Source organism: Pseudomonas sp. Je.1.5.c, assembly GCF_051129895.1.
Lineage (GTDB): Bacteria > Pseudomonadota > Gammaproteobacteria > Pseudomonadales > Pseudomonadaceae > Aquipseudomonas > Aquipseudomonas urmiensis.
In genome coordinates this window covers 23,863-43,700 of record NZ_JBCPSP010000040.1, presented here as the reverse complement: position 1 = coordinate 43,700, position 19,838 = coordinate 23,863, and the positions used below count along the sequence as shown (strand labels likewise).

Below are 19,838 nucleotides of genomic sequence, written 5' to 3'. Positions count from 1 at the left end.
CAGGCGGCCATACCGGGAGGAAGCAAGGCACCATGAGAGTCTGGGCAGTAGCCAATCAAAAAGGTGGCGTCGGCAAGACCACCACTACCATCGCTCTGGCCGGGCTGCTGGCCGAGGCGGGCAAGCGCGTGGTCGTGGTCGACCTTGACCCCCACGGCTCGATGACCAGCTATTTCGGGCACAATCCCGATGCGCTGGAGCACAGCTGCTATGACCTGTTCCTGCACAAGGGCACGGTGCCTGATGGGCTGCCGGGGCAATTGCTGCTGCCGACCAGTGATGAGCGTATTTCCCTGCTGCCTTCGAGTACCGCGCTGGCCGTGCTCGAACGCCAGTCGCCAGGGCAGAGTGGCCTGGGCCTGGTTATCGCCAAGAGTCTGGCGCAGCTGTGGCAGGATTTCGACTTCGCCCTGATCGACAGCCCGCCTTTGCTCGGCGTGCTGATGGTCAATGCCCTGGCCGCCAGTCAGCAGCTGGTGATTCCGGTGCAGACCGAATTTCTCGCGGTCAAAGGCCTGGAGCGGATGGTCGGCACCCTGGCCATGGTCAACCGCTCGCGCAAGCAGGCGCTGCCCTACCAGATCGTGCCGACCCTGTTCGATCGCCGTACCCAGGCTTCCTTGGGCACGCTCAAAGTGCTGCGCGATACCTACGCCGAGAACGTCTGGCAGGGCTATATCCCGGTCGACACGCGTCTGCGCGATGCTAGCCGGGCGGGCGTCACGCCTTCGCAGTTCGACGGCAAGAGCCGCGGGGTGGTTGCCTATCGCGCCTTGCTCAAGCACTTGCTCACCTACAAATCCGCACTGCAGGTGGCCTGATGAACTCAGCCCGGCCCATTACCAGCAAGCCGCAGTTGGCCTTGCAGTCCTATCTGGACGGCTTGCTGCAGGAAGCTACCGAGACGTTCGAGGCGCCCGCTGCAGAGCCTGCGCCGAGCGAAGACTTCGAGGCTGCGGTACGCGAAGAGCAGGCCCGCGACGCCCAGCGTCAGGTCGAGCCTGCGCCAACGTTAGCCTCACGGCCTTTTGCCGAGCCGCAACCCAAGGTGCTCGCCACGGTGCTGGCGCCTGCCGCGCCAGTGGCAGAACCTGTGGTCACCGTGGTCGAGGCCCAGGTGGTGGTCGAAGCCAGTATTCCGGTGCTCACCGAAGTTCAGGCGCCTGAGCCAGTCGCGCCGTTGGTCGAAGTGCACCTGCCTGCGCCCAACGTTCCAGCGCCGCCAGCGACGGTTGACGGCCGGCCGCAGTGGGCCGCCGAGCCTTTCGAATGCTTGCTGTTCGATGTCGCCGGGCTGACCCTGGCGGTACCCCTGGTATGCCTGGGGTCGATCTATAGCCTGGCCGGCCAGGAGTTGACGCCACTGTTTGGCCAGCCGGACTGGTTCCTCGGCATCCTCAGCTGCCAGGCGGGCAATCTCAAGGTGCTGGATACCGCGCGCTGGGTGATGCCGGACCGCTACCGCGATGACTTGCGCCAGGGCTTGCAGTACGTGATTTCTGTCCAGGGCTATGAGTGGGGGCTGGCGGTGCATCAGGTCAGCCGTTCGTTGCGCCTGGACCCGAACGAGATCAAGTGGCGCAGCCAGCGCGGGCAACGTCCGTGGTTGGCCGGCACGGTGATCGAACACATGTGTGCCTTGCTCGATGTCGCTGAACTGGCCGAGTTGATCGCCAGCGGCGCCGTCAAGCAGTTGCACGCCAAACACTAATAAATGACGGCCGCTGCTGCCGCGGCCACACCGAGCACACCGCCGATGGCGGATTTTGAGGGGTAGGGGAATGAAAAAGTCGTCCGCACAAGGTTCCGAAGATCCGATCCTGCAGTGGGTAACCTTCCGCCTGGACAACGAGTCCTATGGCATCAATGTCATGCAGGTACAGGAAGTCCTGCGTTACACCGAGATCGCTCCGGTTCCGGGTGCGCCGAGCTACGTGCTGGGCATCATCAACCTGCGCGGTAACGTGGTCACCGTGATCGACACCCGCCAGCGCTTTGGCCTGGTGCCGACCGAAGTGACCGACAACACCCGTATTGTCATCATCGAGGCCGACAAGCAAGTGGTCGGCATCCTGGTCGATAGCGTCGCGGAAGTTGTCTACCTGCGTCAGTCGGAGATCGAGACCGCGCCAAACGTGGGTAACGAAGAGTCGGCCAAGTTCATCCAGGGCGTGTGCAACAAGAATGGCGAGCTGCTGATTCTGGTCGAGCTGGACAAGATGATGACCGAGGAAGAATGGTCCGAGCTGGAGAACATCTGAGTTGATTTTCGAGGTTGCTGTCATCTTCCTGGCGCTGTTATGGGCGCTGAGCCTGTGGTTTTTTCTCAACTACAGCAAGCGTCAGCGTGAGCTGGCCGCCCAGCAGGCTCAAGGTGATGCGCTGCGCGACCAGCGCATCAAGGACCTGGCCAAGCGCCTGGACGACTACCAGAATGGCACGGTGCGCATGGGTGAAGCGCTCCATGAGCTGCGTGCGGTGGTTGCGCCGCTGCCGGATAAACTCCAGCAGCTGGAGCAGCGTGACCCGAATGACGTGACCTTCACGCAGGCGGCCAAGCTGGTGGGAATGGGCGCCAGCGTCGAGGAGCTGACTCAAACCTGCGGCTTGACCCAGGCCGAGGCGCAACTGATGAGTAAGTTGCACCGTGGCGAGTGAGCAGAACAGGCGACCAGGGTCGCCTGTTTTCATTTAGGTATTGATCCACGCATGCTGGCCACCGACTTTGGCAAAGCGGCTGAGGGGCAATAGCTCTTTTTCAACGAGCATCCAAGCCTGTAGATTCACGTACAACCAGCTTTTGGTGCGGGGCATGCCATACAGCTTTCTGACCTGGCGCAGTCGGTACAGATCGGGGAGCAATCGGTCAACCACATCGGTGAACAGGGCCGGCCCGGTGAGGCGATTCAAGCGACTGGCATACTCATAAAATCCTGTTGGGTCTTCAGCCAGGCTTGGCTTTGTACGATAGAAATCCGGTTCATTCTGATAGCGTGCATGCATTTCATCAGAAATGGCCACCAAGGTCGGGTTACCTGGGTGGCTGCCGATCATGCTGGTATTGTACTGAAAGTGCATCCCTAGTTTTTCATTGGACATCGCCGGATGAAGCAGCAAGCCGTTTTTGCTGGTCGCCAGCTCCACTTCATCGATCGCCTCTGCCACGCACGCTCCGGCGCCAATACAGCCCAAGCGATTGCCGCTTGCGGCCAGTAACTCATCATCCAGGTCCATGTACAAACCGCCCTCATGGTGCAGCATTGGGTAGCGCAGTACATCGCAGGCTGACGGGTAGTTGGTGGCAACTCCTGCATTGCCATCCAAAGCGTCCTGGTACTGAGCGAAATACTTGCTTTGCTTGAATGAGATGAAGAAAGGTTGCTCCTCCAGTGTATGAACTTGCAGGTCAGGGGCCTTGCTCTTGAGTAGACGCAGGTTTTCCGTGTGCGCGACGGCGTCTGCGTTGGACAGGTACAACCGATACTGATAGGCGCCGCCCTTGAGCCGCTTGGTGTTCTTGGCAATATTTTCCAACAGCTCTGTATCGATGACCTTGTCTCCGACCCAGAGCGAGGTGATTGTCTTGGGAATCGCCTCGCCACGTATTGGCACAGGTAGCTCTAGCGGTATAGGTAGGTCTACCCCCAGACTGCGCAGGGTGGTGATCCGCATCGGATTGGTGACGGTTCGAGCATGTGGGTCAGCGCGTTTGACGTCGAATTCACCTGGAGTAGCCTGGTAGTAGGATGCGTCGACCTCATTGAGGCGGCTTTGCTCAATGAACAGATCGAACTCCATGTCATAGACCAGCTCCAGCTCGACTAGGAAGTTGCCTTCAATGATCTCCACAGCACTCAGCCGGTCGGGCATACCTGTGTACTGAGGAATGCGTGAAACCGGACTTGCTCCAGAGGGCAGCTCATCCAGTGGGGCAGTGGGATCGGGGCTGTGGAAGTAGGGCGCGACATCCAGTTCGGGCAGCCGCGGCGGGTCGCTCGGGCCCAGTGGGTAGCCTATCTGGTCGTTGACTCGGCTCGGCAAGACAAAACCATCGGCTTTGACCCGGAAGACTTCTGCACTTTTGGTCAGGCCCTCCACTGCCAAGGGCGTGGCATTGAACAAACCGTAAGCAATGTTGCTGACGCCATCGGCCTTCGCCTCCAGCGTCTTGCCATTGATCGCCTGATCCAACCCCAGGCCTAGCTGGGCTATGCCACCGAGCGCGAGCAGCGGGGCCAGGCCAGGTATTACAAACGTCATTGGCAGTAGCAGATTGAGCGCAGAGGTGAGATAGCCACGCCATCTGGCCTTGGTGACCTCGCTATTGCTGGTGATGATGAAGTCGGCATCGGCGTAACTGCGCTGCTGTTGTCGCAGCGTCACAGCCATGAACAGATCGCCGGTTAGCCGTGGGTTGTACTTTACCGGTCGGTAGTTGACATAGTCGCGTGGCGACCAGCGTCCATCAGTAGTAAAACCTGGTCGATCAGAAGACAGTCGATGGACGGCAGGGTAATCGCCCATGCCCGCCAGGGCTGTGTCAAGGCCACTGAAGTCGAGGCCATCTGGTCCATCGGCGAGGTTGAAATACTGTTTGAGCGCTTGACGTTTGGCGGAGGACTGACACTGTTCGCCGAACCAGTCCTTGAGCAGGTTTTGGTTGGCAAACTCCAGAAACGGCGAACTGTTGCCGGGTAGGTACAGCAGGCTCAGGTCAGTCTCGCCGTCGTTGATGAACAGAAGGTCTGTTGCGGCATACCCGTAAACGGTCAAGGTGCTCAAGCGCAGTTTGCGTCCTCGTGGTATCAGCCTCGCGGCACGCCAGACCAGCTTGCGTGCCGTGTCACTGAGACTACCTTCGCTGACTTGCTTATTGCAGGCAGCAATGAAGTTGAGCTTGTTGGACAGGCGATGACTGTCCAGATGTTGTTGCCAATAACGGTCGAGCTGCGCTCGATAGCGGGAGTGAAAATCGAGCTTTTCGATAAAGCGCTGGAATTTTTCCGCGGGTATGTGTACCTGTGTGGCGGGCTCGTAGCGCATCGGGTCGGTGCGGCGGAACAACCCATTGAACACTTCAAACGCGGCGCTGTTATCGAACGGCCCGAGCGGCGCCAGGTGCTCGACGATCTTGATTGGGCCATTGGGCAAAGTGCCCGCCCAGGGGGCCGAAAACAGGGCGCCGATGGCGTCGTTGTTGGATTCGCCTTGCCAGTTGCCCAGCACCGCCTGAGTCAGGCTCAGGCGCTGCGTGATCAGCGCCTGATAGCGCTGCGGGCCATCAGGGCGATAGTGCAAGGTAACCACATCGATCCGGTCTGGATCCAGGGCCTGGCCGTTGCTCGATGCCCAGTCGCGTATGGCCTGAGCGGCCTCACGGTCAGGACGAGGGAAGTTCGCCAAGTGGTCGCGTACGTACTGTACGCCAGCGCTGCTGATGAAAGGTACGGGCATGTCGGTCACCGGGTTGGAAAGTGAGCCGACAGGTTTGCCGATCTGGTGGGTGCCGCAGCGGTAAATAATGCTCGCCACCCGCGATCTGTTAAGTGCGTGTGTCTCAGGCCGTCCGCCAACTGTGCGCATGGCCAATCTCGGCAAGCTTGCCCAGTGGCAATTGGCTGTGCACCAGTTTGACGAACTGGCTCAGATCGAGGGTCTGGTGCAGATCGCGCAGCGGTGAGGTGACCAGTACGCACAGTTCGCGCAGCTGGCGCAATGACGGCAGCTGCTGGTCGATTACATCGTTCAGGACCGCCGGTCCGGTCAGGCGGCTAAGGCGGCGGGCATAAGCGTTGAATGCCATCGGCTGCAGATCGGGGTCAGGCCGTACATCGTAGAAGGTGGGGTCTTGTGCATAGCGCCGCAGGATCTCCTCGGAGATCGCTTCCAGCGTTGGGTTGCCCGGATGACTGCCAATCAGGCTGTTGTTGTACTTGAAGTACATGCCCAGCTGGTCGTTCGATACCGGTGGGGCGAGCAGCAGCTCTCGCGCACTGGCACGCAGCTCAAGTTGTCCCAGCAAATGTTCGCGGCCCTTGACCGAGGGCGACGGCAGTAGGCGATCGTCAGCGTCCAGATAGATCCCGCCGATCTCGTTGAGTAGTCGATAACGCAGAATGTCGCTGGCCGAGCTGAAATTGGTTGCAGCACCGCCATTACCTTCGATAGCCGCTTGGTACTGGGCAAAGTAGAGCGAGCGCTCAAAGTGCTGAAAGAACGGTTCGTCTTCCAGGGGGCGCACGATAAGATTTGGCGCCTTGGCCATGAGCAGTGCACGGTTGTTCTGATACGCCTGGGGATTCATCCGTGACAGGAACAGTTGATAGCGGTAGTGGCTTGCGCTCACCACCTGGGCGTTGTGTTGCAGGGCGGCAAGAAATGCCCCGTCGAGAATGCGATCACCGACCCAAAGGCTGGAGATCAGTCGAGGAATAGCTGTGCGGGTGACGTTATCGGGAGGCGCAAGTTCGATCGGCAGATCCAGTCGAATACCTAATGCATGCAGGCTGCGCATGCGCTGTCGGTCGGTGACGGTGCGTCCGGCAGGTCGCCTTACCAGGGCGCTGGCGGTATTGCTAGTGGTGATCCATCTGGGTGGGTTGAGCAGGGCCAGCTCGTCAACCTTGATGAAGCTGTCGCTATCGAGGTCGTAGTAGACCCAAGCGTTCACCGGGCCGGTGGCCTCATCGAGCAGCGCCGAAAAGCGCGGGGTGAACTCGGCGTCAATGTGAGTGCTCAGCGCCGCCCCAGCGGTGGCACTCACCACTTCATCCTGGCGAAAGGCGAGTTCAGCCGGTGGCAGTTCGAGCTCGGCGGGCGGGCTACTGGTGCGCGGGGCCTGTTCAAGCAGCTCGCGTAGCCGTGGCGACATGTAGCAGCCTGGCCGACGGTAGCGAAAGATTGCCTCGGGGCCGCTCAGGATGCCTGCGGCCAGGGGCAGCGCATTGAACAGGCCGAATGTCTGGTTAACCACCCCTTCGGCTTTATCGGCGAGCATCTTGCCATTGATGGCCTGATCCAAACCCAGGGCGAACTGCGCCAGACCGCCGGCCACCAGTAGCGGTGTAAGCTCCGGCACCACTAGCACTACAGGTGCCAGCAAGGCTATCGCGACATTCAGATAACGGCCCCATTTGCCCTTGTCGATCTGCTGATTGCTGATGATCTGCTGGTCGGCATCCTGATAAGCGCGATCCTTGTAGCGTTTGGCGAGGTACTCGAACAAATCGCCCTGGATCGGCGGGCTGTACTTATCGGCTTTGTAGTTGATCATCTCATTGGGTTGCCACAAGCCGCTGGTGGCCAGGCCGCTGTGGTTGCTGCTCAGTCGGTGCGGCTTGGGGTACAGGCCAAGCCCTTGCAGAGCAGTCTCAAGACCACTGAAGTCCAGACCATCGGGCCAGTCGGCGCGGGCGAAGCAATCGAGTAGCGCGGTGCGTCGAGCGGAGTCCTGACACTGTTGGGCAAACCAGTGCTTCATGGCCGATTGGTCGGCGAACTCGTGCAAAGGAGAAGCGTTGCCGGGCAGGTACAGCAGGGTGAAATCACTGTTCGAATGCTTCAGGCAGAGGATCGCGGTGGCGGTGTAACCGTAGACGTTGAGCAGCGACGCCTGCAGTGTTGCGCCGCGCTGGCGAATCAACCCCAGCGCCTGCCAGGCCAGGCGCCGCCCTTGTTCCGACAGGCTGCCTTCCTCGACCTGTTTGTTGCAGGCGGCTATCAAGCTGATCTTCAGAGCACGCTGGTACAGAGGCAGGCGATGCTGCCAATAGCGGTCGAGACTCTGCTTGAAGTGCTGATGAAAATCCAAGTTCCAGATAAAGTCCTGGAAATCTTCGGCACGGATGCCTATATGGTTGCTTGGGCTATATTCGGTCTCTGCCCGGTGCGTGTACAGACCATTGAACACCAGGTACTCGGAGTAGTTGGACAATGCCCCAGGCCGATGCAGATGGTCGACCAGCCTGGCCGTGTGACTTGGCGCAAGCCCAGCCCAATCGCCGTAATGGAAACCGTGGTAACCCTCGGCAGGTTCGCCTTGCCAGTTGCTCAGCAGCGCCTCGACCAGGTTCATTTTCTGACTGACCACGGCATTGTCATGCCATCCCGAGTCACGGCTATTGGGCGCGCTCTGGTAGTGCAGGGTGACCACATCGATGTCGCGCGGGGCGGTGGATACGCCGCGCTCGTGCAACCAGTCTTTTAGCAGGGTTTCGGCATGCTGGTCCGGGCGCGGGAAGCCGTCGAGCGCTTCGCGCACTAGGTCAGCGGGAGAGGGGTTGAGATAAGGCATGGCTAGCTGAACCTGAGCTGGGAAAACTGCAGGTTCGGCCAAGACCCAGGCCAGCAGGTGCTAGATAGTGCTACGCCCGTTCGGCAGGCCCAGCAGCGGTGGGGTGATATCGCGCTCGCTGGCCGCGTCATCATTGAAACCCGCCGGGACCTTGCCGCGTAGCTGCCAGGCGAAGGCAATGATTTCGGCGATGGTCAGGTACAACGCTTCGGGAATCTGCTCGCCCAGTTCCAGGCGTGCCAGCAGGCGGACCAGCTCGGCGTTCTCGTAGATTGGCACTTCGTGTTCGCGGGCGATCGCCAGGATCGCTTCGGCCAGGGCGTCATCGCCCTTGGCGCTGAGGGTGGGCGCCTGCTGGCCGTCATAGCTCAGGGCGATGGCCTGACGTGGCGGTTGCTTGCTCATGCGGTTTCGTCCACCCAGCGTTGCTCCAGTCGGGTCCGAGGGCCTTGCGGCGGGATACCGGGGCGGCACTCCAGATCCCCTACATCCAGGCCACGCTGGAGCAGACGCTCTCGCAGGTGGCCCAGTTGGCTGTCGATCAGCTCGGCGGTGCGCGGTAGCTCCGCCCACAACTGCCCGGACAGCCGGCCTTGGCTCAGTTGCGCCTGCACCTGCAACGGGCCAAGCGGGGCCAGGTCGAATGCCAGCTCGATGCGCCATAGCGATTGCTGTGGATCACGTTGCTCACGCTGCGGGTCGGCTTGCTGCTGCGGCGTCTCCTCGCGTTGCAGTTTGACCTGCAAGGGGATGAAGTCCTGGCCATGACGCACGGGGATCTCGGTTTGCCAGGTGGTCTGCAGGTTGCCGTTATCCAGCGTACCGGTCTGCTGCAAGCTGGACAGGGCATGGCTTTGCAGGCGCGAGATGGCGGCGGCGGCCAGGCGCAGCAGCTGTTGCAGGTCGGCCTCCTGCTCAAGGTTTTGCAGCAGGCGCGAGGGCAGCGGAAAGCTACCCGGTTGTGGCCGCGGGCTAACCTTGTCGAGCATCCCCAAGGCACTGCGCGCCATGCCAGGCAGCACTTGGGCCAGGGTGTTAGCGGCAATGGTCGGATTGAGCATTGGGTTGCCCGGCACGCCGGGCAAAGCTTGCGCCACCAGCCTGACCAACTGCGCCTTGAGGTCGGGCACGATGCCTGCGCTCAAGTCGCCCAGCAGTTTCGCCTCGAGAAATGCGCCGCTGTTGTTCAGCGCTTGCGCCACTGCCTTGGCATCGCCCAGTTGACTGGCCTGCGGCAGGCTGGCCAACAGGCGCTCGGCGCTGGCGCGCAGTTCGCCAGTGCCACCAGGGCTGCTGGTCAATTGTTGCAGCGCGTTCAATACCCCTGGCAGCGATGCCTGTCGGCTCTGTTGCGAGGCCAGCTGCTGGGAGACCAGCAATTGATCCTGACGACCGCTCAGCGGCACGAAACGCAAAGATTGATCGCTTTGCACCAAGGCGCTGAGCAGGCTGCCAACCGCCAGTGGCCGGGGGCTTTCGATGCTCAAGGTGGCGCCGGCCTGGCTGCTGTTGAGCAGGCTGACCAGCGAACGGAAACTGGCCGCCTCGCCCGGATTGACCGGCAGCGCCTGGTTAGTCAGCACTTTGCCTTGCAGCAGGGCGCCCACCGGTATTTGTGCGGTGTCCAGGCGGGTGAGGGTGCTGACGTTGCTGGCGTTGGCCTGCTGCACCATGACCGCCAGGCGGTTGCCGTCAGCCTGGCTGACCATCAACTGAGTGCCGGGTGGCAGTGGCTGGCTGGCAGTGGTCTGAACTTGGCTCTGGGTACCGTTGGCCAGGGTCAGGCGCAGCAGCAACTGGAAGTCGACGCCCAGCTGGCGCAAGGACATTACCTCGGCCTTGGCCGTTTCGCCAGGCGGCACGAGACCGGGCTGCGGCTGCAGCAGGCGCAGCAGTTCGCCGGTCATGGCGGCCTTGGCCGCTTGCGGGCCTAGCGCGGTTTGTGCGCCGAGACTATTGATTTCGGTCATGATTGTATACAACCTGTGGAGCCAGCCCTCTTGGCAGCGAGTCGTCGCATGTAATAATGCCGCCCGCGCCGCCCGCCACTGCCCACTATAACGGCAGGGCAGGGGGTGACTTGAGATATTGGCCGAGACCCGACACAGAATAAGGCGAAACCGTGACCCTGGACCTTCAAGCCACTGGCCTGGCCTGCGAGCGCGACTGGCGCCTGCTGTTCGAGCACCTGGATTTTCAGCTGCGCCCTGGCGACATGCTCCAGGTCAGCGGCCCTAACGGCAGCGGCAAGACCAGTCTGCTGCGCCTGTTGGCGGGGTTGATGCAGCCGACTGCCGGACAGATCCTGCTCAATGGCCAGCCGTTGACCGAGCAGCGCCATGCCCTGGCCAGCATCCTCTTGTGGATCGGCCATGCCGCTGGCATCAAGGACCTGCTCACTGCCGAAGAGAACCTCGCCTGGCTGTGCGCCCTGCACCAGCCCGCCACCCCCGAGGCTATCTGGCAGGCGCTGGCAGCGGTGGGCCTGCGCGGCTTCGAGGATGTGCCGTGTCACACCTTGTCGGCCGGCCAGCAGCGCCGCGTGGCGCTGGCTCGACTGTATCTGCACAGCCCACCGCTGTGGATCCTCGACGAACCGTTCACTGCCCTGGATAAACAGGGTGTGGCTCAGCTTGAGGCGCATCTGGCGGCCCACTGCGAAGCCGGTGGCACGGTCGTGTTGACCACCCATCACACCCTCGAGCGCAAGCCGTCCGGTTATCGTGAACTGAATGTGGGGCAGTGGGCGGCATGAGCGTATTTGTCCTGTTGTTGCGGCGCGAGGCCCGCTTGTTGTTCCGCCGCCCGGCGGAGTTGGCCAACCCCTTGGTGTTCTTCGCGATCGTGGTCGCCTTGTTTCCACTGGCGGTCGGCCCTGAGACACAATTGTTGCAAACCTTGTCGCCGGGGCTGGTCTGGGTCGCCGCTTTGCTGGCGGTATTGCTCTCGCTGGACGGGCTGTTTCGCAGTGATTTCGAGGACGGCTCGCTCGAGCAATGGGTGCTGTCGCCGCATCCGTTGCCGATGCTGGTGCTGGCCAAGGTGCTGGCGCACTGGATCTTTTCCGGGCTGGCGCTGGTATTGTTGGCTCCGCTACTGGCACTGATGCTCGGTCTGCCATCGAGTTGCCTGCCGGTGTTGCTCGCCTCGCTGCTGCTGGGCACGCCGATACTGAGTTTGCTCGGTGCGGTGGGCGCGGCGCTGACGGTCGGTCTCAAGCGCGGCGGTTTGCTGCTGGCGTTGCTGATCTTGCCGTTGTATATCCCAGTATTGATCCTGGGCAGTGGCGCCTTGCATGCGGCGTTGCAGAATATGCCAGCGACCGGCCATTTGCTGTGGCTGGCCAGCCTGACTGCCCTGGCTGTGACCTTGGCACCCTTTGCGATAGCGGCCGGCCTGAAGATCAGCGTCGGCGAATAACGAGATCTGGGCCTACGGATTGACGCCTAAAGCCCAGCCAAGACCGGATGTACCCTGATGAAAATAAGCTGGACGTGGTTCCATAAGCTCGGTTCCCCCAAATGGTTCTATGCCATCAGCGGCCGCATGCTGCCGTGGCTGACCATCGCTGCCATCGCGCTGCTGGCGGTGGGCATCACCTGGGGCCTGGCGTTCGCCCCGCAGGACTACCAGCAAGGCAACAGCTTTCGCATCATCTATATCCACGTGCCTGCTGCCATGCTGGCGCAGTCGTGCTACGTGCTGCTGGCGGTGGCCGGCATCGTCGGCCTGGTATGGAAGATGAAGATCGCCGACGTCGCCCTGCAGTGCGCGGCGCCCATTGGCGCCTGGATGACTGCGGTGGCATTGCTGACCGGGGCGATCTGGGGCAAGCCGACCTGGGGTAGCTGGTGGGTCTGGGATGCCCGCCTTACGTCGATGCTTATCCTGCTTTTCCTGTACTTCGGCATCATTGCGCTGGGCCAGGCGATCAGCAATCGTGACAGCTCGGCCAAGGCCTGCGCGGTGCTGGCGATCGTCGGCGTGGTCAATATTCCGATCATCAAGTACTCGGTTGAGTGGTGGAACACCCTGCACCAGGGCGCGACCTTCACCCTTACCGAAAAGCCCGCCATGCCGGTCGAGATGTGGCTGCCGTTGCTGCTGACGGTGTTGGGCTTCTACTGCTTCTTCGGCGCGGTGCTGCTGCTGCGCATGCGCCTTGAAGTGCTCAAGCGCGAGGCGCGCGCCAGTTGGGTCAGGGAGGAAGTGTTGAACAGTCTGGGTCAGAGGGCGGTGCGATGAGCTTTGCCTCGTTCGGCGATTTTCTCGCCATGGGCCACCATGGCCTGTACGTCTGGTCGGCCTACGGCATCTGCCTGGCCGTGCTGGCGCTCAATGTCGCGGCGCCACTGCTGGCCCGACGTCGCTACCTGCAAGAAGAGGCGCGCCGTCTGCGCCGGGAGAACAACCAGTGAATCCGCAGCGCAAGAAACGCCTGTTGCTCATCCTCGGCCTGCTGGTCGGTGTCGGCATCGCCCTTGGCTTCGCCCTGAGTGCCCTGCAGCAGAACATCAACCTGTTCTATACACCGACCCAGATCGCTAACGGCGAAGCGCCACAGGACACCCGCATCCGCGCTGGCGGCATGGTCGAGAAAGGCTCGGTGCAGCGCTCGTCCGACTCGCTGGACGTACGCTTCGTGGTCACCGACTTCAACAAGTCGGTGCCAATCACCTACCGCGGCATCCTGCCTGACCTGTTCCGCGAAGGGCAGGGCATCGTCGCCCTGGGCAAACTCAATGCCCAGGGCGAGGTGGTGGCCGACGAAGTACTGGCCAAGCACGATGAGAAATACATGCCGCCAGAGGTCACCAAAGCCCTCAAGGAAAGCGGCCAGGCGGCAAATGGCGTGGAGCGCAAACCATGAACGCAGCCTTGGTAATCCCTGAACTGGGCCAGCTGGCGATGATCCTGGCGATCTGCTTTGCCGTAGTGCAGGCCAGCGTGCCGCTGCTCGGCGCCTGGCGCGGCGACAGCCTGTGGATGAGCCTGGCGCGCCCGGCGGCCTGGGGCCAGTTCGCCTTCCTCAGCTTTGCCTTCGCCTGCCTGACCCACGCCTTCATGACCGACAACTTCTCGGTCGCCTATGTCGCCAGCAACTCCAACAGCGCCTTGCCTTGGTACTACAAGTTCAGCGCGGTGTGGGGCGCGCACGAGGGCTCGCTGCTGCTGTGGGCGTTGATCCTCGGCGGCTGGACCTTTGCCGTATCGGTGTTCTCGCGCCAGTTGCCACAGGTGATGCTGGCCCGGGTGCTGGCGGTGATGGGCATGATCAGCGTCGGCTTCCTGTCGTTCCTGATCATCACCTCCAACCCGTTCCAGCGCCTGTTGCCGCAGGTGCCGACCGATGGTCGCGACCTCAACCCCTTGCTGCAGGACTTCGGCCTGATCGTCCATCCGCCGATGCTCTACATGGGCTATGTCGGGTTCTCGGTGGCCTTCGCCTTCGCCATCGCCGCCTTGCTCGGCGGCCGCCTGGATGCGGCCTGGGCGCGTTGGTCGCGGCCGTGGACCATCGTCGCCTGGGCCTTCCTCGGCGTCGGTATCACCCTGGGCTCGTGGTGGGCTTACTACGAGTTGGGCTGGGGCGGTTGGTGGTTCTGGGACCCGGTCGAAAACGCCTCGTTCATGCCCTGGCTGGTCGGCACGGCGCTGATCCACTCGCTGGCCGTCACGGAAAAGCGCGGGGTGTTCAAGAGCTGGACGGTGTTGCTGGCGATTGCCGCCTTCTCGCTGAGCCTGCTGGGCACCTTCCTGGTTCGCTCCGGGGTGCTGACCTCCGTGCACGCGTTTGCCGCCGACCCTTCACGCGGCGTGTTCATCCTGATCTTCCTGCTGTTCGTGGTCGGCGGCTCGCTGACCTTGTTCGCCCTGCGCGCGCCAGTGGTCAAGAGCCACGTAGGTTTCGCCCTGTGGTCGCGTGAGACGCTGCTCCTGGCCAACAACCTGGTGCTGGTGGTGGCCGCGTCGATGATCCTGCTCGGCACCCTCTACCCACTGGTGCTCGATGCCCTGACCGGCGCCAAGCTGTCGGTCGGCCCGCCGTATTTCGATGCCTTGTTCCTGCCGTTGATGGCGCTGCTGATGGTGGTGCTCGGTGTCGGCGTACTGGTGCGCTGGAAAGATACCCCCGGCAAGTGGCTGGCAAGCATGCTGACCCCGGTACTGATTGGCAGCGCGATCCTCGCGCCGGTCGCAGGGTTTATCGCCGACGACTTCGACTGGCCGGCGCTGGCGACCTTCGCCCTGGCGGCCTGGGTGGTTCTGGCCGGGCTGCGCGACATCCTCGACAAGACCCGCCACAAAGGCCTGGGCAAGGGCCTGCGCGGCCTGTCGCGCAGCTACTGGGGCATGCACCTGGCGCACCTGGGCCTGGCGGTGTGCGCCCTGGGCGTGGTGCTGTCGAGCAACAACAGCGCCGAGCGCGACCTGCGCATGGCGCCGGGCGAGAGTGTCGAGCTGGGCGGCTATCACTTCCTGTTCGAAGGCGCCAAGCACTTCGAGGGGCCGAACTTCATCTCCGACAAGGGCACTGTGCGGGTCTCGCGTGATGGTCGGGAGATCTCCGTGCTGCATCCCGAGAAGCGCCTGTACACCGTGCAGCAGTCGATGATGACCGAGGCCGGCATCGATGCCGGCTTCACCCGTGACCTGTATGTCGCCCTCGGCGAGCCGTTGGAGAACGGCGCCTGGGCGGTGCGGGTGCACATCAAGCCTTACGTTCGCTGGATCTGGCTGGGCGGTCTGTTGACCGGCCTGGGCGGCTTGCTGGCGGCCTTCGACCGGCGCTACCGCGTCAAGGTCAAGACCCGGGTGCGTGATGTCCTGGGCGTGTCTGGAGCAACTGCATGAAGCGTTGGATCATGGTCGTGCCATTGGCGGTGTTCCTGCTGATGGCGGTGTTTCTCTACAAGGGGCTGTTCCTCAAGCCCGACGAACTGCCTTCGGCAATGATCGGCAAGCCGTTCCCGGCGTTCTCCCTGGCCTCGGTGCAGGGCGAGCGAACCCTGACCCAGGCGGATCTGTTGGGCCGCCCGGCGCTGGTCAACGTGTGGGGCACCTGGTGCCCATCGTGCAAGGTCGAGCACCCGTACCTGAACCAGTTGGCCGAGCAGGGCGTGGTGATTCATGGCGTCAACTACAAGGACGACAACGCCGCCGCGCTAAAATGGCTGGCCGAATTCCACAACCCCTATCAGCTGGACATCCGCGATGAGCAGGGCAGCCTCGGGCTGGACCTGGGCGTGTATGGCGCGCCGGAGACCTTCCTGATCGATGCCAAGGGCATCATTCGCTACAAGCATGTTGGCGTCGTCGATGCCACGGTGTGGCGCGAGCAGTTGGCGCCGCTGTACCAGGGCCTGGTTGATGAGGCCAAGCCATGAAGCGGGGGCTGGCAGCCGCTGTGCTGGGGCTCTTTCTGGGCTTGGGCCTGGCCGGGGTGGCCAGGGCGGCCATCGATACCTATCAGTTTCGTGACGACGCCGAGCGCGAGCGCTATCAGCAACTGACCAAGGAACTGCGCTGCCCCAAGTGCCAGAACCAGGACATCGCCGACTCCAACGCGCCGATCGCCGCCGACCTGCGCCGGGAGATCTTCCGCATGCTCGGCGAAGGCAAGAGCAATCAGCAGATCGTCGAGTTCATGGTCGACCGCTACGGCGACTTCGTGCGCTACAAACCGGCCCTGAGCGGGCGCACCTGGCTGCTCTGGTTCGGCCCAGGGATCCTTCTGCTCGGTGGCTTCGTGGTGCTGGCGGTGATCGTCCGTCGGCGTCGGCGCCCAGTGGCCGCTGGCTCCCAGGAGCTGTCTGCCGAACAACGCGAACGTCTCGCCAAACTGCTGGAAAAAGAACGTACCCATGACTGAATTCTGGCTTAGCGCGGGCCTGCTGTTGCTCGCTGCCCTCGGCTTTTTGCTGATCCCGATCCTGCGTGGCCGTCGTCGCCAGGAGGAAGAAGACCGCACCGCCCTCAACGTGGCCCTGTACCAGGAGCGGGTTGCCGAACTGACTGCACAACAGGCTGCCGGCGTGCTCGATGCCGAGCAACTGGCGAGCGGCCGCGATGAAGCGGCGCGCGAGCTGCTGGCCGATACCGAAGAGGCCCAAGCGCCGCCCCAGGGCCATCTGGGCAAGGCACTGCCGCTGCTGGCGGCGGTACTGGTGCCGGTGATGGGGTTGGGGCTGTATCTGCATTTCGGCGCTGCCGAGCAGGTCGAGCTGACCCGCGAATTCGCCGAGGCGCCCAAGTCCATGCAGGAGATGACCAGCCGTCTGGAGCGAGCGGTTCAGGCGCAGCCGGATTCTGCCGAGGGCCTGTATTTCCTCGGTCGCGCCTATATGGCCGATCAGCGCCCGGCGGACGCTGCGCGAACCTTCGAGCGCGCGGTAGCCTTGGCAGGCCGTCAGCCCGAATTGCTGGGGCAGTGGGCGCAAGCCTTGTATTTCGCGGCTGACAAGCAGTGGAGCGCGCAGGTGCAGACGCTGACCGACGAAGCCCTCAAAGCTGATCCAAAAGAAGTGACCAGCCTGGGGCTGCGTGGCATCGCTGCGTTCGAGGGCGAGCGCTATCAGGAGGCTATCGATTATTGGCAGCGCTTGCTGGCGCAACTGCCCGAGGGTGATGCCTCGCGAGCGGCGTTACAAGGGGGGATCGATCGCGCCGCCGAGAAACTTTCCGCGAGTGTTGGCAAGCCTGCGCAAGCGGCGCCTGCAGCGCGTTTGAAAGTGCGAGTTGAACTGGCCGCGGCGCTCAAGGACAAAGTCCAGCCGGGCGATACCGTGTTCATTTTTGCCCGCGCCAGCAAAGGCCCGCCCATGCCGGTCGCGGCCAAGCGGGTGACCATTGCGCAATTGCCAATCGACGTCGAGTTGTCCGATGCCGACGCGATGATGCCGCAGATGAAACTGTCCGATTTCAGCGAAGTCCAACTGGTTGCACGCGTCTCGCGCGCAGGCCAACCGACCCAAGGTGAATGGGTTGGCCAGAGCGCGCCGCTGAGCAACCGCACTGCCGGCACTCAGCACCTGACCATCGACAGCCCCGACCGCTAAGAGAACCCCGTCATGAACAGCACCGTCCGCTTGACCCTGATCACCCTGGCCCTGGGTCTGTCTGCGTGTACGGTGCGCGAGCCGGTCGAGCAGCCATTGCCACCGATCGAAAGCGTACCGCCGCGTCCAGGCCCAGCAGTCAAGCCGCTACCGGGCAGTCAGCCGGGTACCCAGCCGAGCAAACCAGCGGCGATTCCCAAGCCGATGCCGCGTACCTCGGCCAGTTTCGCACCGCCACCGGGCGGCGCCAGCCACTGGGATCCGAAGCTGGGCGTGTATGTGCTGGAGAAGAAACCCAACACCTTCTACCGCCAGCGCACCTACTACCGCTATGACGGCGGCTGGAGCTGGTCGCTGAGCCCGGATGGGCCGTGGCAGGAGACCGATAGCAGTGGCGTGCCCGGAGGCCTGGGGCGTGCCTTCGCCCAATAGGGTGTCAGTCCCGGCCTCATCGCGGTGCGCCGCTGCGACTTGCCCCGCGATGAGGCCGGGATTGGCCTGCTAGAATTCGCTAACCTCCAATTGACTGTACTGACCACTAACCGCGCATAATCCCCCCTCGCATTGAGCCGGAGGGGTGCATGAGCAAGACAGTCCTAGTACTGGTTGAAACCGTCGACGATTACCTGCCATTGCTCGAACAGGCCGGCTACCGCCTGATTCGCGCGCCATCGCCACAACTGCGCGCCGACGCCATCGTGCGCCATGCCGGCGAGATCGATGCAGTCCTTACCCGCGGGCCACTGGGCCTGACCGCCGCTGAAATAGACGCCCTGCCCAAGTTGCAGATCATCTGCGTGATCGGCGCGGGCTACGAGCAGGTCGACTTGCCTGCCGCAGCGGCGCGCGGCATTACCGTGACCAATGGCGCTGGCGCCAATGCGCCTGCCGTCGCCGACCACACCCTGGCCCTGCTGCTGGCACTGCTGCGCGATATCCCCCGCGCCGATGCCAGTACCCGCCGCGCTGAGTGGAACCGGGTCATCAGCCCCTCGGTGTCGGGCAAGCGCTTAGGGATTCTCGGCCTGGGTGCGGTCGGGCTGGCGATTGCCAAGCGTGCATCGCTGGGTTTTGACATGCCCATCAGCTACCACAGTCGTACCCCGCGTGAAGACGTTGCATACAGCTGGTACGACAGCCCGCAACACCTGGCCGAGGCGGTCGATATTCTGGTGGTCGCCACCCCGGGCGGTGCCAACACCCACCATCTGGTGGACGCGCAGGTGCTTCAGGCGCTGGGTGCCGAGGGCTATCTGGTCAATATCGCCCGCGCCAGCGTGGTCGACACCCAGGCGCTGGTCGAAGCCTTGCAGCAAGGCACGATCGCGGGCGCTGCCTTGGATGTGTTCGATGACGAGCCGGCAGTGCCCGATGCGCTCAAGGCGCTGGGCAACACCGTGCTGACGCCTCACGTTGCCGGGCAATCGCCGGAAGCTGCACGCGATACCGTGGCCCTGGTGCTGCGTAACCTGCAGGCATTCTTCGCTGGCGAGTCGGTATTGACCCCAGTTCGTCCTTGAGCTTTTTCGTTTTCCGTCCGTGGAGCTTTTTGCATGCAACTTGAGATCTTCCAGGTAGATGCGTTTTCCGCCCAGCCCTTTGGTGGCAACCCGGCAGCGGTGATCCCCCTTGAAAACTGGCTGCCCGATGAGCTGCTGCAACGCATTGCCGAAGAGAACAATCTCTCCGAGACCGCTTATTTGGTGAAAAACCAGGCGGGCTATGACTTGCGCTGGTTCACCCCGACGGTGGAGGTCGACCTGTGTGGGCATGCGACCTTGGCGGCAGCCTGGGTGCTGTTCGAGCAGCTGGGGGAGCAGGCGAAGGTGTTGCGGTTCAATACCCGCAGCGGCGAGTTGCGCGTCAGCCGTGGCGCTGATGGCTTGCTGGCGATGGATTTCCCGGCCAAACAGCCGGTGGCGGTCGAGACGCCGTCGGGCTTGCTCGAAGCGCTCGGCTTGAGCCGCGCTCGCGGGGTCTATCGCACAGACGATTATTTGGTGGTGATTGACGATGCCTCGCTGATCGAAACCCTGGCGCCGGACTTCGTCGCGTTGGCCGGGTTTGATGTGCGCGGGATCGCGGTGACCGCGCCGGGCCGTGGGTATGATTTCGTCACCCGCTGGTTCGGGCCGCGAGTAGGGGTCAATGAAGACCCGGTGACCGGTTCTGCCCACACCTCGCTGGCGCCATACTGGGCCGAGCGCCTGGATCAGAGCAGCCTGAGCTGCGAGCAGGGTGGCGCGCGCAAGGGGCAATTGCACTGCCAGGTGCCTGGTAATGGCCGGGTGATCATCAGTGGCAAGGGCGCGTTGTATCTGCGCGGGACAATATTCATCTGACCATTGAGGCGGGTAGGCGCTTGGCTTGCTCCTTCAAGCGCTTCCCCGTACCGGCAATAACCGCTCGAATAAACCGCCACGCCCCTCTGCTCGCCCTCCAGGCAAGTGCGCTACAATCCGCCCCTTGTACCCAGTTCAATGATT

At 62.7% G+C, this 19,838-nt stretch carries 20 protein-coding genes; 16 read left to right on the top strand and 4 right to left on the bottom strand.

Features of this window, described 5'->3' with window-relative positions:
- The first annotated feature begins 32 nt into the window (after positions 1-32).
- From AAZU54_RS22470 to AAZU54_RS22455, 4 genes are all read left to right on the top strand, one after another.
- Positions 33-821, top strand: coding sequence for a ParA family protein (locus AAZU54_RS22470; RefSeq protein ID WP_186555999.1), 789 nt, complete (start codon positions 33-35; stop codon positions 819-821).
- Positions 821-1,711 carry a CheW domain-containing protein gene (locus AAZU54_RS22465; protein ID WP_186556000.1) on the top strand — a complete coding sequence of 297 codons (891 nt, stop codon included), beginning with the start codon at positions 821-823 and terminating at the stop codon, positions 1,709-1,711. Before AAZU54_RS22470 ends, AAZU54_RS22465 begins: the two co-directional genes overlap by 1 nt.
- 70 nt (positions 1,712-1,781) lie before the next feature.
- Entirely contained in the window at positions 1,782-2,261 is a 480-nt protein-coding gene (locus AAZU54_RS22460) for a chemotaxis protein CheW (RefSeq protein ID WP_119143286.1), read from the top strand.
- 1 nt (position 2,262) lies between these two features.
- Positions 2,263-2,658: a DUF2802 domain-containing protein gene (locus AAZU54_RS22455; RefSeq protein ID WP_186556001.1), complete on the top strand. Its 396-nt coding sequence runs from the start codon at positions 2,263-2,265 to the stop codon at positions 2,656-2,658.
- A 33-nt stretch (positions 2,659-2,691) separates the two neighbouring features.
- Here AAZU54_RS22455 and AAZU54_RS22450 read toward each other — a convergent pair whose 3' ends face one another.
- The 4 genes from AAZU54_RS22450 to AAZU54_RS22435 all read right to left on the bottom strand — a co-directional run bounded on the left by AAZU54_RS22450 (position 2,692) and on the right by AAZU54_RS22435 (position 10,263).
- The gene (locus AAZU54_RS22450; RefSeq protein ID WP_434727699.1) at positions 2,692-5,454 is read right to left on the bottom strand and encodes a dermonecrotic toxin domain-containing protein; all 2,763 of its coding nucleotides are present in this window, start codon (positions 5,452-5,454) and stop codon (positions 2,692-2,694) included.
- Positions 5,455-5,557: 103 nt separating this feature from the next.
- Positions 5,558-8,293: a dermonecrotic toxin domain-containing protein gene (locus AAZU54_RS22445; protein WP_434727698.1), complete on the bottom strand. Its 2,736-nt coding sequence runs from the start codon at positions 8,291-8,293 to the stop codon at positions 5,558-5,560.
- Positions 8,294-8,353: 60 nt separating this feature from the next.
- Positions 8,354-8,698: an EscU/YscU/HrcU family type III secretion system export apparatus switch protein gene (locus AAZU54_RS22440; protein ID WP_186556003.1), complete on the bottom strand. Its 345-nt coding sequence runs from the start codon at positions 8,696-8,698 to the stop codon at positions 8,354-8,356.
- Positions 8,695-10,263, bottom strand: a complete 1,569-nt coding sequence (locus AAZU54_RS22435; RefSeq protein WP_434727697.1) for a flagellar hook-length control protein FliK — start codon at positions 10,261-10,263, stop codon at positions 8,695-8,697. Before AAZU54_RS22435 ends, AAZU54_RS22440 begins: the two co-directional genes overlap by 4 nt.
- Positions 10,264-10,415: 152 nt before the next feature.
- Here AAZU54_RS22435 and ccmA point away from each other — a divergent pair, with 152 nt between their 5' ends.
- From ccmA to AAZU54_RS22375, 12 genes are all read left to right on the top strand, one after another.
- Positions 10,416-11,048, top strand: a complete 633-nt coding sequence (ccmA, locus tag AAZU54_RS22430; protein ID WP_186556005.1) for a cytochrome c biogenesis heme-transporting ATPase CcmA — start codon at positions 10,416-10,418, stop codon at positions 11,046-11,048.
- Positions 11,045-11,713: a heme exporter protein CcmB gene (ccmB, locus tag AAZU54_RS22425; protein ID WP_312151499.1), complete on the top strand. Its 669-nt coding sequence runs from the start codon at positions 11,045-11,047 to the stop codon at positions 11,711-11,713. Before ccmA ends, ccmB begins: the two co-directional genes overlap by 4 nt.
- A 57-nt stretch (positions 11,714-11,770) precedes the next feature.
- Positions 11,771-12,538, top strand: coding sequence for a heme ABC transporter permease (locus AAZU54_RS22420; RefSeq protein WP_186556007.1), 768 nt, complete (start codon positions 11,771-11,773; stop codon positions 12,536-12,538).
- Complete coding sequence (gene ccmD / locus AAZU54_RS22415; RefSeq protein WP_084858204.1) at positions 12,535-12,711, top strand: heme exporter protein CcmD; 177 nt, start codon at positions 12,535-12,537, stop codon at positions 12,709-12,711. Before AAZU54_RS22420 ends, ccmD begins: the two co-directional genes overlap by 4 nt.
- Complete coding sequence (ccmE, locus tag AAZU54_RS22410; RefSeq protein WP_186556008.1) at positions 12,708-13,163, top strand: cytochrome c maturation protein CcmE; 456 nt, start codon at positions 12,708-12,710, stop codon at positions 13,161-13,163. Before ccmD ends, ccmE begins: the two co-directional genes overlap by 4 nt.
- Positions 13,160-15,148, top strand: a complete 1,989-nt coding sequence (locus AAZU54_RS22405) for a heme lyase CcmF/NrfE family subunit (RefSeq protein ID WP_186556009.1) — start codon at positions 13,160-13,162, stop codon at positions 15,146-15,148. The genes ccmE and AAZU54_RS22405 overlap by 4 nt, the downstream gene beginning before the upstream one ends.
- Positions 15,145-15,681 carry a DsbE family thiol:disulfide interchange protein gene (locus AAZU54_RS22400; protein WP_186556010.1) on the top strand — a complete coding sequence of 179 codons (537 nt, stop codon included), beginning with the start codon at positions 15,145-15,147 and terminating at the stop codon, positions 15,679-15,681. The genes AAZU54_RS22405 and AAZU54_RS22400 overlap by 4 nt, the downstream gene beginning before the upstream one ends.
- On the top strand, positions 15,678-16,166 hold the full coding sequence (locus AAZU54_RS22395; RefSeq protein ID WP_186556011.1) for a cytochrome c-type biogenesis protein: 489 nt from the start codon (positions 15,678-15,680) through the stop codon (positions 16,164-16,166). The genes AAZU54_RS22400 and AAZU54_RS22395 overlap by 4 nt, the downstream gene beginning before the upstream one ends.
- Positions 16,159-17,352 carry a c-type cytochrome biogenesis protein CcmI gene (ccmI, locus tag AAZU54_RS22390; RefSeq protein WP_434727696.1) on the top strand — a complete coding sequence of 398 codons (1,194 nt, stop codon included), beginning with the start codon at positions 16,159-16,161 and terminating at the stop codon, positions 17,350-17,352. Before AAZU54_RS22395 ends, ccmI begins: the two co-directional genes overlap by 8 nt.
- Before the next feature lie 12 nt (positions 17,353-17,364).
- Positions 17,365-17,784 (top strand): hypothetical protein, encoded by a 420-nt coding sequence (locus tag AAZU54_RS22385; protein ID WP_186556013.1) that lies wholly within the window; start codon positions 17,365-17,367, stop codon positions 17,782-17,784.
- A gap of 149 nt (positions 17,785-17,933) precedes the next feature.
- Positions 17,934-18,872, top strand: coding sequence for a 2-hydroxyacid dehydrogenase (locus AAZU54_RS22380; protein WP_186556014.1), 939 nt, complete (start codon positions 17,934-17,936; stop codon positions 18,870-18,872).
- Between the two features lie 33 nt (positions 18,873-18,905).
- The gene (locus tag AAZU54_RS22375) at positions 18,906-19,694 is read left to right on the top strand and encodes a PhzF family phenazine biosynthesis protein (RefSeq protein WP_186556015.1); all 789 of its coding nucleotides are present in this window, start codon (positions 18,906-18,908) and stop codon (positions 19,692-19,694) included.
- Positions 19,695-19,838: the final 144 nt, after the last annotated feature.

Bases quoted from the DNA above. Each gene is read 5' to 3' on its own strand.
- AAZU54_RS22470 (WP_186555999.1), top strand. From the start codon at position 33: ATGAGAGTCTGGGCAGTAGCCAATCAAAAAGGTGGCGTCGGCAAGACC.
- AAZU54_RS22465 (WP_186556000.1), top strand. From the start codon at position 821: ATGAACTCAGCCCGGCCCATTACCAGCAAGCCGCAGTTGGCCTTGCAG.
- AAZU54_RS22460 (WP_119143286.1), top strand. From the start codon at position 1,782: ATGAAAAAGTCGTCCGCACAAGGTTCCGAAGATCCGATCCTGCAGTGG.
- AAZU54_RS22450 (WP_434727699.1), bottom strand. From the start codon at position 5,454: ATGCCCGTACCTTTCATCAGCAGCGCTGGCGTACAGTACGTACGCGAC.
- AAZU54_RS22445 (WP_434727698.1), bottom strand. From the start codon at position 8,293: ATGCCTTATCTCAACCCCTCTCCCGCTGACCTAGTGCGCGAAGCGCTC.
- AAZU54_RS22440 (WP_186556003.1), bottom strand. From the start codon at position 8,698: ATGAGCAAGCAACCGCCACGTCAGGCCATCGCCCTGAGCTATGACGGC.
- AAZU54_RS22435 (WP_434727697.1), bottom strand. From the start codon at position 10,263: ATGACCGAAATCAATAGTCTCGGCGCACAAACCGCGCTAGGCCCGCAA.
- ccmB (WP_312151499.1), top strand. From the start codon at position 11,045: ATGAGCGTATTTGTCCTGTTGTTGCGGCGCGAGGCCCGCTTGTTGTTC.
- AAZU54_RS22420 (WP_186556007.1), top strand. From the start codon at position 11,771: ATGAAAATAAGCTGGACGTGGTTCCATAAGCTCGGTTCCCCCAAATGG.
- ccmD (WP_084858204.1), top strand. From the start codon at position 12,535: ATGAGCTTTGCCTCGTTCGGCGATTTTCTCGCCATGGGCCACCATGGC.
- AAZU54_RS22405 (WP_186556009.1), top strand. From the start codon at position 13,160: ATGAACGCAGCCTTGGTAATCCCTGAACTGGGCCAGCTGGCGATGATC.
- AAZU54_RS22400 (WP_186556010.1), top strand. From the start codon at position 15,145: ATGAAGCGTTGGATCATGGTCGTGCCATTGGCGGTGTTCCTGCTGATG.
- AAZU54_RS22395 (WP_186556011.1), top strand. From the start codon at position 15,678: ATGAAGCGGGGGCTGGCAGCCGCTGTGCTGGGGCTCTTTCTGGGCTTG.
- ccmI (WP_434727696.1), top strand. From the start codon at position 16,159: ATGACTGAATTCTGGCTTAGCGCGGGCCTGCTGTTGCTCGCTGCCCTC.
- AAZU54_RS22385 (WP_186556013.1), top strand. From the start codon at position 17,365: ATGAACAGCACCGTCCGCTTGACCCTGATCACCCTGGCCCTGGGTCTG.
- AAZU54_RS22380 (WP_186556014.1), top strand. From the start codon at position 17,934: ATGAGCAAGACAGTCCTAGTACTGGTTGAAACCGTCGACGATTACCTG.
- AAZU54_RS22375 (WP_186556015.1), top strand. From the start codon at position 18,906: ATGCAACTTGAGATCTTCCAGGTAGATGCGTTTTCCGCCCAGCCCTTT.